Genomic DNA, 12,501 nt, shown 5'->3' on the forward strand with positions numbered 1-12,501 from the left:
CGACGAAGGATTCCGGGGAGCGAGACGACGGGGGGTCAGTTTTCGGACGACCGGTGCACCAGGGCGAAGGACTGCCGGGCGATCTCCAGCTCCTCGTCGGTGGGCACGACCGCGACCGCGACCCGCGCGTACTCGGGGGAGATCAGCCTGGGCTCGCGCGAGCGTACCGAGTTGAGCTCCGGGTCGACCGCGATGCCCAGTCCGTCCAGGCCGGCGGTGGCGGCGGCCCGCACCGGCGCCGCGTTCTCCCCGACACCCGCCGTGAAGGCGATCGCGTCGACCCGGCCGAGCACCGCGTAGTAGCCGCCGATGTACTTGCGCAGCCGGTGGACGTACGCGTCGAACGCCAGCCGGGCGTCCTCGTCGCCCTCCCCGGCGCGGCGCATGATCTCGCGCATGTCGTTGTCGCCGCACAGGCCCAGCAGGCCGCTGCGGCGGTTGAGCAGGTCGTCGATCTCGTCGATCGAGAGCCCGCCGACCCGGTGCAGGTGGAAGACCACGCCCGCGTCGATATCACCCGAACGAGTGCCCATCACCAGGCCCTCCAGCGGGGTCAGGCCCATCGAGGTGTCCACGCACCGCCCGCCCGCGACCGCCGACGCCGAGGCGCCGTTGCCCAGGTGCAGCACGATCACGTTCACCTCGGCGGGGTCCTTGCCGAGCAGCCGGGCGGTGGCCCGCGAGACGTACTGGTGCGAGGTGCCGTGGAAGCCGTAGCGGCGCACCCGGTGCCGGTCGGCGACCTCCTTGTCCACCGCGTACCGGGCGGCGTGCTCCGGCATCGAGGCGTGGAAGGCGGTGTCGAAGACGGCCACCTGCGGCAGGTCGGGCCGCAGCGCCCGGGCCACCTCGATGCCGGTGATGTTGGCCGGATTGTGCAGCGGGGCCACCGGGATCAGCCGGCGGATCTCCGTCAGCACCTCGTCGGTGATCACGGTCGGCTCGGTGAAGCGCAGGCCGCCGTGCACCACCCGGTGGCCGATCGCGGCCAGCTCGGGGGAGTCCAGCCCGATCCCGTCGGCGGCGAGCTCCTCGGCGACCGCCTTCAGCCCGGCGCCGTGGTCGGGGAAGGCCTGGACGCTCTCCCGCTCCGCCCCGCCGCGCGGGGCGTGCACCAGCCGCCCGCCGGCCTCGCCGATCCGCTCGACCAGCCCGGAGGCCAGCCGGGTGCCGTCCAGCATGTCGATCAGCTGGTACTTGACCGACGACGAGCCGGCGTTCAGCACCAGTACCCGCGTGCCCTCACTCATGCGCCGGCTCCTTCGCTGCGCTCCTGCGACTGGATGGCGGTGATCGCCACCGTGTTGACGATGTCCTGCACCAGCGCGCCCCGCGACAGGTCGTTGACCGGCTTGCGGAGCCCCTGGAGCACCGGGCCGACCGCGATCGCGCCGGCCGAGCGCTGGACGGCCTTGTAGGTGTTGTTGCCGGTGTTGAGGTCCGGGAAGATCAGCACGGTGGCCCGGCCGGCCACCGGCGAGCCGGGCAGCTTGGTCGCCGCGACGTGCGGGTCGACCGCCGCGTCGTACTGGATCGGGCCCTCGACGAGGATGTCCGGGCGCAGCTCGCGGACCAGCTCGGTGGCCCTGCGGACCTTGTCGACGTCCGCGCCGGAGCCGGAGGTGCCGGTCGAGTAGGACAGCATCGCGACCCGCGGCTCGACGCCGAACTGGGCGGCGGTGGCGGCCGACTGGATGGCGATGTCGGCCAGCTGCTGGGCGTCCGGGTCCGGGTTGACCGCGCAGTCGCCGTACACCAGCACCTTGTCGGCCAGGCACATGAAGAAGACGCTCGACACGATGGCCGCGCCCGGCGAGGTCTTGATCACCTCGAAGGCGGGCCGGATGGTGGCGGCGGTGGAGTGCACCGCGCCGGAGACCATGCCGTCGGCGATGCCCTCCTGCACCATCAGGGTGCCGAAGTAGGAGACGTCGGTGACCACGTCCAGGGCCAGTTCGACGGTCATCCCCTTGTGCGCCCGCAGCTTCGCGTACAGCTCGGCGAACTGGCGGCGCAGCGGGCTGGTGCTCGGGTCGACGATCCGGACCTGGGCGCGGTCGGCGGACGGGTCCTCGGCGGGGAGGTCGATGCTCAGGCTCGCGGCCTTGCGGCGGACGGCGTCGACCTCGCCGAGCAGCGTGAGGTCGCAGATGTTGCGGCGGAGCAGGATCTCGGCGGCGCGCAGCACCCGCTCCTCGGTGCCCTCCGGCAGCACGACGCGCCGACGGGCGCCCCGGGCGCGCTCCAGCAGCGCGTGCTCGAACATCATCGGGGTCACCCGCTCGGACCGGCCGACCTCGATCAGGTTGGTCAACTCGGCGGTGTCCACGTGCAGTTCGAACAGGCCGAGGGCGATCTCGGCCTTCCGCGGGCTGGCCGCGGAGAGCTTGCCCTCCAGGTGGGTGAGGGCGGCGGCGGTGAGCCAGCTGCCCTCCGGGACGACCGCGACCGGGGTGCCGGGGGCGAGCCGGGCGGCCAGCGCCATCACGTTCGGGCCGGGGTGCTGGCCGAGGGTGAGCAGCACGCCGGCGATCGGCGGGGCGCCGGCGGCGTGCGCGGCCAGCGAGCCGATCACCAGGTCGGCGCGGTCCCCGGGGGTGACCACCAGCGCGCCCTCGGTCAGCGCGTCCAGGAAGGTCGGCAGCATGGCGCCGCCGAAGACGAAGCCGCGGACGTCCCGGGCCAGGCCGGCCGCGTCCCCGATCAGCACCTCGGCGCCGGTCGCCTCGACCAGCTGGGCGACGGTCGGCGCGGCCAGCGCCGGCTCCTCGGGGATGACGTACGCGGGGATCGGCAGCTTCTCGGTGAGCTTGCGCTGGACCGGCTGCTTGACGCCCGGCGCGACCCGGTTGGCGACCATCGCCAGGGTCTCGCAGCCCAGGTCGGTGTAGGCGCGGTGGGCGTTGCGGACCTCGGCGACCACCGTCGCGGCGTCCTCGCCGTGGCCGCCGACCACCGGCATTACGGCGGCGCCGAACTCGTTGGCGAGCCGGGCGTTGAAGGCCAGCTCGTCGGGGATGTTGGTGTCCGCGAAGTCGGTGCCCAGCACCAGCACCGCCTGGCAGCGCCGCTCCAGCGCCCGGAACCGGTCCACCAGGACCGAGACCAGTTCGTCCTGGCCCTGCGCCGCCTGCAGTGCGGCGGCCTCCTCGTACGTCAGCCCGTACAGCTCGTCGGCCGGAAGGTCCAGCCGGTACCGGGTGCGGAGCAGCTCGACCACGTGGTCCGACCCGGCCGTGCCCGGCGCGGGCGCGTGCACCAGCGGACGGAACACCCCGACCCGGTCCACCTGGCGGGTGAGCAGCTCCATGACCCCGAGCTCCACCGCCTGCCGTCCGTCCCCCCGGTCGATCCCGGTCACGTACACGCTGCGCGCCACGTGGCTCTCTCCGTCCCGTCGTCTCAGAAGGTGGTCATATCGACCATACCTTCGCACCTCGAACGCACGTCCGCGAGCAGAGTCCGGGCGCCCGGGCAAGGGTCCGAGGTCACGGCTGGGAGTAGCGGTCCGGGCCGATGAGCTCGACCACGGCCCCCCGCTCCCGCTCGTCGAGGCGGACCACGGTCACCCGCTTGTCCAGCAGCCAGCCGTGCCGGCGGCGGAGGGTGCCGTCCGGGCCCGGCCGCCAGCCGTCGGCGGCGAGCCGTTCGCGCACCCGGCGGCCCACCTCGGCGCCGGACAGGCCCTCGGGGCTGCCGATCGTGAGCTCGCGGACGCAGTAGCGCAGCGCGCAGTTGGGGTCGGCGCCGGAGTCCCGCTCGACGGCGAGTCCGGCGGGCAGCGAGAACTCGGCCCGGTCGGGGGAGTAGGGCTCGTGGACGGCCAGCTGGTAGAGGAGGGCGATGACGAGGCCGAAGAGCGCGTGGACGGCGGTCACGACGGCCGCCGCGGTCACCGGGAGGCCGCGCCCGCCGGGGGTGCGGGGGCCGCGCGCCCGGCGTTCGGCCAGCGTGCCGACCAGCACCACCAGTCCGGTGGCCAGCGGGTAGCCCGCCTCGGACTCGGCCGCCGCCCCGCTGTGGAACCACCCCCGCTCCAGCCCGACCGGGACGACCGCCAGGCCGGCGAGGACGACGGCGACCGCCGTCCCGACCCCCCGGGTCCGGACCAGTACCGCCCAGCAGGCCGGCGGCAGCAGCACGTAGGTCCACCCCAGGAAAACTGCCACGCGCGAGGCCCCCCAGCCGCCGGTGATCGGTACCGCCCGGGGGAGCCTAGGGGGCCCGGGCGGCGGGCACAACGGCCCCTCGCCGCCGGGCCCGGCGGCCCCCCGCGGCGGGTGCCGGGCCCGCGCCCGGCACCCGCCGACCGGACTCAGGCGGGGCGGAGCCAGAGGGTGGCGAGCGGCGGGAGGACCAGTTCGGCGCTGCGGGGCTGGCCGTTCCACTCGACGGGCTCGGACTTCACGGGGTGGGAGTTGGCGATGCCGCTGCCGCCGTAGGTCTCGGCGTCGGTGTTGAGGACCTCCTCCCAGAGCTGGTCCCGGCCGTCGAGCCTGGGCAGGCCGACGCGGTGGCCGTGGCGGACGACGGGGGAGAAGTTGCAGACGGCGACCAGCGGGCTCCCGTCGGCGGCGTGCCGGACGAAGGAGAGCAGGTTGTCCTCGGCGGCGCCGCCGTCGAGCCAGCGGAAGCCGGCCGGGGTGGCGTCCTGCTCCCAGAGGGCGGGGGCGTCGAGGTAGCGGCGGTTGAGGTCGCGGACCAGGCGGCGCACGCCGAGGTGGTCCTGGTGGGCGGGCCACTGCTCGTCGAGCACCCACCACTGCGGGCCCTGCTCGTGGTCCCACTCGGCGCCCTGGGCGAACTCCTGCCCCATGAAGAGCAGCTGCTTGCCGGGGTGGGCCCACATGAAGCCGAGGTAGGCGCGGTGGTTGGCGCGCTGCTGCCACCAGTCGCCGGGCATCTTGGAGACCAGGGCCTGCTTGCCGTGCACCACCTCGTCGTGGGAGATCGGCAGGACGTAGTTCTCGGAGTAGGCGTACACCATCGAGAAGGTGATCTCGTTGTGGTGGAACCTGCGGTGCACCGGCTCCTTGGACATGTAGACCAGCGAGTCGTGCATCCAGCCCATGTTCCACTTCAGCCCGAAGCCCAGGCCCCCGCTGTCGGTGGGCCGGGTGACGCCGTCCCAGGCGGTGGACTCCTCGGCGATGGTGATGACGCCGGGGCAGCGGCGGTACACGGTGGCGTTCATCTCCTGGAGGAACGAGGCCGCGTCGAGGTTCTCCCGCCCGCCGTACTGGTTGGGGGTCCAGGCGCCGCCCTCGCGGGAGTAGTCGAGGTAGAGCATGGAGGCGACGGCGTCGACCCGCAGGCCGTCGATGTGGAACTCCTCGCACCAGTAGACCGCGTTGGCGACGAGGAAGTTGCGGACCTCGACGCGGCCGTAGTCGAACTCCAGGGTGCCCCAGTCGGGGTGCTCGGCGCGCAGCGGGTCGGCGGGCTCGTACAGCGGCTCGCCGTCGAACCGGGCGAGCGCGAAGTCGTCCTTGGGGAAGTGCGCCGGCACCCAGTCGACGATGACGCCGATGCCGTGCCGGTGCAGGGTGTCGACCAGGTGGCGGAAGTCGTCGGGGCCGCCCAGCCGGGAGGTGGGGGCGTAGTAGCCGGACACCTGGTAGCCCCAGGAGCCGCCGAAGGGGTGCTCCATGACCGGCATGAACTCCACGTGGGTGAAGTTCAGCTCCTTCAGGTAGCCGGGGAGTTCCTCGGCGATGGCGCGGTACGAGGTGAGGTCGGGGCGCCAGGACGCGAGGTGCAGCTCGTACACCGACATGGGGGCCCGGTGGTGCGCGGAGCGGGCCCGGCGGGCCATCCACTCGCCGTCCTGCCAGCGGTAGGCGGAGGTGGTGACCACCGAGGCGGTGCCGGGCGGGATCTGCGCGGCGCGCGCCAGCGGGTCGGCCTTGTCGAGGACCCAGCCCTGCCGGGTGCGGATCTCGTACTTGTACTGGGTGCCCTCGCCGAGGCCCGGCACGAACAGCTCCCAGACGCCGGAGGAGCCGAGCGAGCGCATCGGGTGGCCGGAGCCGTCCCAGTGGTTGAAGTCGCCGATCAGGCGGACGCCGGCGGCGTTCGGCGCCCAGACGGCGAAGGCGGTGCCGCTCACCCCGTCGACCGTGCGCACGTGCGAACCGAGGGCCTGCCAGAGCTGCTCGTGCCGCCCCTCGGAGATCAGGTGGAGGTCGAGTTCGCCGAGGGTGGGCGGGCAGCGGTAGCCGTCGTGCTGGCGGACCGGCTCGCTGCCGGGGTAGCCGACCAGCAGCCGGTAGTCGGCCGGTCCCGGTGCGGCGGTCCCGGCGCCGGGGAGCAGGCCGGTGAAGAGGCCGCTCTGCTGGTGGGTGAGTTCGGCGGGGCCGTGCGCCGTCTCGACGACGACGCGCTCGGCGAACGGGCGGAGCACCCGGATGGCGGTGCCGCCGTGGACGGGGTGGGCGCCGAGCAGGGAGTGCGGGTCGTGGTGCTGCCCGCCGACCAGCCGGTCGACCTCGGCGGGCGGCAGCGGCGCCTCGGGCAGCCGCAGCGCCCCGGAGGGGACGGCGGCCTCGGCGGCGGCGCCCGCGCGGTCGACGGGAGCGGCCGGGGCCGCGGCCGCGGGAGCGTCACGGGCGCCGCGGGCGTCGGGGACACCGACGGCCGCGACCGGGGCGGTGGCCGGGGCCGGGACGGTGTCCGGGGCGGCCGGCGGCTGCTGCTCGGACCGCCGGGCGGTCGCGGGCTCGCGCTGCGGGGAGTCCGGGCCGGCCAGGAAGGTGGCCGGCACGGTGCGGGTGGTGCGGCCTGGCGGGTCGAGCGGCGTCACTGCGAGGACCTCCTGGATCGGGGCCGGCGGGTTCGGAGGGGCGTCGGCGAACTCACCGGCGGCTGGTTCCGGCGGGTGCGGGTGGACTCGGGCGGTGCGGGCGGCGGGCGTGGACGGACGGACGAGGGCGGGTGGGGACGGCGGGGTCAGACGGTGAGCGCCAGCCGGTTGATCGCGGCGAGCGGGATCGGCAGCCAGCTCGGCCGGTGCCGGGCCTCGTAGACCACCTCGTACACCGCCTTGTCGATCTCCAGGGCGCGCATGAGTTCGGGGGAGGCGGCCGGGTCGGTGCCGCCGCCGGCGGTGTAGCCCGCGCTGTAGGCGGTGCGGTTGCGTTGCGCCCAGGCGGCGGCGAGGTGGGCCAGTTCCGGGTCGGGCGGCCCGCCGGCGAGCAGGTGGGCGGCGGCGTAGTCGAAGGAGCGGAGCATCGCGGCGACGTCCCGCAGCGCGGTCTGCGGTTCGCGCCGTTCGGCCACCGACTTGGCGGGTTCGCCCTCGAAGTCGAGCAGCACCCAGCCGTGCGGGGTGCGCATCGCCTGGCCGAGGTGCAGGTCGCCGTGGATCCGCTGGACCGGCAGGCCGTCGGGGTGGGCGTCGGCCATCTGCTGGAAGGCGGAGCGCAGGGCCGCCCGGTAGCGCATCAGCCCGGGGACGGCGGCGACCGCGCTGTCGAGGCGGTCGGCCATCGCGGCGGCCAGCTGGCGGGTCTGCGAGCGGTCGAGGCGGGCCACCGGCATGGAGCGGGCCAGCACCCGGTGGACCTCGGCGGTGGCCCGGCCGAGCCGGTGGGCCTCGATGGCGAAGTTGCCGGGCGACGGGTCGCCCTTGAGGCGGCCGACCTGGTCGAGGGCGAGCTCCCAGCCGTCCTCGGCCTCGGGCAGGTAGCGCTGGAGCAGCCCGAGGGTGGCCGGCTCGGCGCGTTCCAGCCGGCTCTCGAACCAGGCGGCGACCCGGGGGATGCGGGTCGAGCCGGCCCGGGAGAGCGCCAGCGAGAGTTCGAGGTCGGGGTTGGTGCCGGGGTGGATGCGGCGGAACAGCTTGAGGATGTACGAGGTCCCGTAGATGACCGAGCTGTTGGACTGCTCGGCGGTGGAGGCGCGGCCCGGGAGGTTGGTGGGGAGCCCGGAGCCGGGGGTGCGGCGGAAGGACAGCGAGCCGAACCGGTCGCCGGTGGCGAGGTGTTCGAGCAGCCGTCCGGTGAGCTCGGGGTCGTGCACGGCGTCGTAGAGCGCCGCGCCGTCGTACGGGCCCTGGGTGAGCCGGCCGAGGACGGCGGTCGGCTCGATGCCGGCCGGGCCCTGCGAGCGGATGCCGAGCAGCAGCTGGTACAGGTCTCCGTGCGGCGCGCCGGCGGTGGTGGCGTGCTCGACCCGGAGCAGCAGGTGCAGCAGGGCCGGATCGCCGACCTGGAGGGGGGTGCCGACGAGGGGGGTGAGGCCGGTGATCGGCCGTCCCTTGCCGGCGTACCAGCGCTGGGTGGGGAGCCACTCGGCGATCAGGGGCAGGGCCGCCTGGACGAGTTCGCTGACCCCCAGGGCGGTTCTCCGGGCCCCGGTGCCCCGCGTGCCGACCGGCACGGCGGAGCCGGCGGGGGTGTCGCGGTGCAGTGGGGCTTGAGAACGGGAGGTTTCGGACATGACTCCCTTTCCCCGGAAGAGGCGGGCGGACTGCCCGACGGGTCTGGCCGGGTCCGTCAGTCTTCCGGATTGCGGCGGCGCGGCGGCGACGGCACGCGAGCGGTGCGCCCGGGTGTCACGCCTTCGTGTGGGTGGCCGTTGGGCTGTTCTCCGTACGCGGTGGTGCAGAGAACTCCGGGGGCGCGGGGTCGAACTCGCGCCCCCGGAGGGTTCGGTGGGTCCCGGCGGCTGCCGGATCGTTACTTCGGTCGCCTGGATCCGCTCAGCCGGGGGGGCCGGCGGAGCTGGAACCAGTAGAAGCCGTGGCCGGCGAGGGTGAGCAGGTACGGCCACTCGCCGATCGAGGGGAAGCGCACCCCGCCGATCAGCTCGACCGGGTACCGCCCTCCGAAATGCCGCAGGTCCAGTTCGGTCGGCTGTGCGAACCGGGAGAAGTTGTTCACGCACATGACCAGGTCCCCTTCGTACTCACGGACGAAGGCCAGCACCGCGGGGTTGCTGGAGGGCAGTTCGGTGTACGTGCCGAGGCCGAAGGCCGGGTTGAGCTTGCGGATCTCGATCATGCGACGCGTCCAGTGCAGCAGTGAACTCGAACTGCTCTGCTGTGCCTCGACGTTGGTCACCTGATAGCCGTACACCGGATCCATGATGGGCGGCAGACTGAGCCTGCCCGGGTCGGCGGAGGAGAAACCCGCGTTGCGGTCCGGGGTCCACTGCATCGGGGTCCGGACGCCGTCCCGGTCGCCGAGCCAGATGTTGTCCCCCATGCCGATCTCGTCCCCGTAGTAGAGCACCGGCGAGCCGGGCAGGGAGAGCAGCAGCGCGGTGAACAGCTCGATCTGGTTGCGGTCGTTCTCCAGCAGCGGGGCGAGCCGGCGGCGGATGCCCACGTTGGCGCGCATCCGCGGGTCCTTGGCGTACTCCGCGTACATGTAGTCGCGCTCCTCGTCGGTGACCATCTCCAGGGTCAGCTCGTCGTGGTTGCGCAGGAAGATGCCCCACTGGCAGCCGTGCGGGATGCTCGGCGTCTTGGCGAGGATCTCCGACACCGGGTAGCGGGACTCCCGGCGGACCGCCATGAAGATCCGCGGCATCACCGGGAAGTGGAACGCCATGTGGCACTCGTCGCCGCCGGAGGAGAAGTCCCCGAAGTAGTCGACGACGTCCTCCGGCCACTGGTTGGCCTCGGCGAGCAGCACGGTGTCCGGGTAGTCGGCGTCGATCTCCTTGCGGACCCGCTGGAGGAACTCGTGGGTCTCCGGCAGGTTCTCGCAGTTGGTCCCCTCGCGGGCGAACAGGTAGGGCACCGCGTCCAGCCGGAAGCCGTCGATGCCCAGGTCGAGCCAGAAGCGGAGCCCGGCGATCATCTCGTCCTGGACGCGCGGGTTGTCGTAGTTGAGGTCCGGCTGGTGCGAGAAGAACCGGTGCCAGTAGTACTGCTTGCGCACCGGGTCGTAGGTCCAGTTGGAGGTCTCGGTGTCGACGAAGATGATCCGGGCGTCGGGGTACTGCTTGTCGTCGTCGGCCCACATGTAGAAGTCGCCGTACGGGCCGTCCGGGTCCTCCCGGGAGGCCTGGAACCACGGGTGCTGGTCGCTGGTGTGGTTCATCACGAAGTCGATGATCACGCGCATGCCGCGCAGGTGCGCGGCGTCGACGAACTCCATGAAGTCGGCGAGGTCGCCGAACTCGGGCAGGACGGCCTTGTAGTCGGCCACGTCGTACCCGCCGTCGCGCAGCGGCGAGGCGAAGAACGGCGGGAGCCAGAGGCAGTCGACCCCCAGCCACTGCAGGTAGTCGAGTTTGGACGTGAGCCCCCTGAGGTCCCCGACCCCGTCGCCGTTGCTGTCCTGGAAGGACCGCACCAGCACCTCGTAGAAGACCGCACGCTTGAACCACTCGGGGTCCAGGTTCTTCTTCGAGGTCTCGGGGAAGGTGTCGGGAACGGGCTCGTTCACTGTCACGCTGGGTTCCTCCGAACCGTGAGGAGGTGAGCCGGCTCGGCTGAGGGATCGAGCCGGACGTAGTTGTGCCGGCCCCAGGTGTAGGCGGCACCGGTGAGCTCGTCCTGGACCGCGTACGGTCCCTCCCCGTCGAGGGTGACGGTGGCCTCCTGGACGTTGCGGGGGTCCAGGTTGACCACGGTGATGACGTGGTCGGTGAGGCCGTCGGGCGTGAGGGCGGTCTTGGAGTAGGCGAGCACCTGGTCGTTGTCGGTGGGGTGGAAGCGCAGCGAACGCAGCTGCTGGAGGGCCGGGTGACGGCGGCGCAGCCGGTTCAGGACGGTGAGCAGCGGGGCGAGGGTGTCGGTGCGGCTCCAGTCGCGGGGGCGCAGTTCGTACTTCTCCGAGTGCAGGTACTCCTCGGATCCCGGGTGGGCCGGCTCGTGCTCGTACAGCTCGTAGCCGGCGTACACGCCGTAGCTGGGGGAGAGGGTGGCGGCCAGCACGGCGCGGAGCGCGAACGCGGCCGGGCCGCCGTGCTGGAGGAAGTCGTGCAGGATGTCCGGGGTGTTGGGGAAGAAGTTGGGCCGCATGTAGGCGGCGGCGTCACCGGAGAGCTCGGTGAGGTACTCGGTGAGTTCCTGCTTGGTGGTGCGCCAGGTGAAGTACGTGTACGACTGGTGGAATCCGATCTTCCCCAGAGTGTGCATCATCGCGGGGCGGGTGAAGGCCTCGGCCAGGAACACCACGTCCGGGTCGGTGCGGGCGATGTCGGCGAGCACCTTCTCCCAGAAGACCACCGGCTTGGTGTGCGGGTTGTCGACCCGGAAGATCCGGACCCCGTGGGCCATCCAGAACCGGAGCACCCGGATCGTCTCCTTGACGATTCCGTCCATGTCCTGGTCGAAGTTGATCGGATAAATATCCTGATACTTTTTCGGCGGGTTCTCGGCGTGGGCGATGGTGCCGTCCGCGCGGTGGCTGAACCATTCCGGGTGCTTGTTCACCCAGGGGTGGTCCGGCGAGCACTGCAGCGCGAAGTCCAGCGCCACCTCCAGGTGCAGCGCGGTGGCCTCGGCGACGAAGTGGTCGAAGTCCTCGATGGTGCCGAGGTCCGGGTGGACGGCGTCGTGACCGCCCTCCGGGGAACCGATCGCCCACGGCGAGCCGACGTCGTGCGGACCGGCCGTCAGGGTGTTGTCCGGACCCTTGCGGAAGGCTCGCCCGATCGGGTGGACCGGCGGCAGGTAGACCACGTCGAAGCCCATCGCGGCGACCGCCGGCAGCCGCTCGGCGGCGGTCCGGAGCGTCCCGGACCGCGGCGGCTCGACGCCCGACGGGTCGACCACCGCCCCCTCCGAACGGGGGAAGAACTCGTACCAGGAGCCGAACAGCGCCCGCTCCCGGTCCACCTGGAGCGGCAGCGGGCGGGAGGCGCTCAGCAGCTCGCGCAGCGGGAACCTGGTCAGCAGCTCCTGCACGTCCGGGGCGAGCGCGGCGGCCAGCCGGGAGAGCGGCGGCAGCCCCGGGTCGCGCAGCGCGTCCACCGCGGCCAGCACCTGGGCCCGGCCGTCCTTCTTCGGGACCCCGGCGGCGGCGCGCTCCAGCAGCTGGGCGCCCTCCTCCAGGACCAGCGCGGTGTCGATCCCGGCCGGGAGCTTGATCGACGCCGCCCGGCGCCAGGTGGCCACCGGGTCGGACCACGCCTCCACCAGGTACGACCAGCGGCCCGGCGCGGTCGGGGTGACGTGCGCGCCCCAGCGGTCGGTGCCGTCGGCCAGCTCGCGCATCGGCGTCCACGGGCCGCCGCGGCCGCGCGGGTCGCGCAGGACGACGTTGGCGTTGACCGCCTCATGGCCCTCCCGGAAGACGGTCGCGGTGACCAGGAAGGTCTCGCCGGCCACGGCCTTGGCCGGGCGGCGGCCGGCGTCTACGAGGGGGCTGACGTCCAGGACGGGGATGCGGCCGATCACGGTGTCGCTCTCTGTCGTCTTGCGGGCGGCGGTCTTGCGGGCGGCTGGTCGGCGGGCGGCGGGTTCGCCGGCGGCGGGCTTGCCGGTGGCGGGTTTCGCGGTGGCGGTCCTGCGGGTGGCGGGTCCGGCGGCGGCTCCTGCACCGG

At 73.1% G+C, this 12,501-nt stretch carries 7 protein-coding genes; all 7 read right to left on the minus strand.

The genetic code is table 11. The features are described 5' to 3' along the window. Positions 1–35: 35 nt before the first annotated feature. Positions 36–1,250 carry an acetate kinase gene (locus OG550_RS24030; RefSeq protein WP_327680798.1) on the minus strand — a complete coding sequence of 405 codons (1,215 nt, stop codon included), beginning with the start codon at positions 1,248–1,250 and terminating at the stop codon, positions 36–38. Beyond that, positions 1,247–3,379 (minus strand): phosphate acetyltransferase, encoded by a 2,133-nt coding sequence (gene pta, locus OG550_RS24035; protein WP_327680800.1) that lies wholly within the window; start codon positions 3,377–3,379, stop codon positions 1,247–1,249. The genes OG550_RS24030 and pta overlap by 4 nt, the downstream gene beginning before the upstream one ends. Before the next feature lie 109 nt (positions 3,380–3,488). Next, on the minus strand, positions 3,489–4,169 hold the full coding sequence (locus OG550_RS24040; protein ID WP_327680802.1) for a hypothetical protein: 681 nt from the start codon (positions 4,167–4,169) through the stop codon (positions 3,489–3,491). 146 nt (positions 4,170–4,315) lie between these two features. Further along, positions 4,316–6,802 (minus strand): 1,4-alpha-glucan branching enzyme, encoded by a 2,487-nt coding sequence (gene glgB, locus OG550_RS24045; RefSeq protein WP_327680804.1) that lies wholly within the window; start codon positions 6,800–6,802, stop codon positions 4,316–4,318. Positions 6,803–6,948: 146 nt separating this feature from the next. Further along, positions 6,949–8,439 (minus strand): maltokinase N-terminal cap-like domain-containing protein, encoded by a 1,491-nt coding sequence (locus OG550_RS24050; RefSeq protein WP_327680806.1) that lies wholly within the window; start codon positions 8,437–8,439, stop codon positions 6,949–6,951. 239 nt (positions 8,440–8,678) lie between these two features. After that, the gene (gene treS / locus OG550_RS24055) at positions 8,679–10,403 is read right to left on the minus strand and encodes a maltose alpha-D-glucosyltransferase (protein WP_327680809.1); all 1,725 of its coding nucleotides are present in this window, start codon (positions 10,401–10,403) and stop codon (positions 8,679–8,681) included. After that, entirely contained in the window at positions 10,400–12,355 is a 1,956-nt protein-coding gene (locus OG550_RS24060) for an alpha-1,4-glucan--maltose-1-phosphate maltosyltransferase (protein ID WP_327684098.1), read from the minus strand. The genes treS and OG550_RS24060 overlap by 4 nt, the downstream gene beginning before the upstream one ends. Positions 12,356–12,501 lie beyond the last annotated feature (146 nt).

Origin of the sequence: Kitasatospora sp. NBC_00458, from assembly GCF_036013975.1 — a bacterium.
Taxonomy (GTDB): Bacteria; Actinomycetota; Actinomycetes; order Streptomycetales; family Streptomycetaceae; genus Kitasatospora.

What these genes read in the sequence shown, in the direction of transcription:
- OG550_RS24050 (WP_327680806.1), bottom strand. Translation starts at nt 8,439, where the DNA reads ATGTCCGAAACCTCCCGTTCTCAAGCCCCACTGCACCGCGACACCCCC.
- OG550_RS24030 (WP_327680798.1), bottom strand. Translation starts at nt 1,250, where the DNA reads ATGAGTGAGGGCACGCGGGTACTGGTGCTGAACGCCGGCTCGTCGTCG.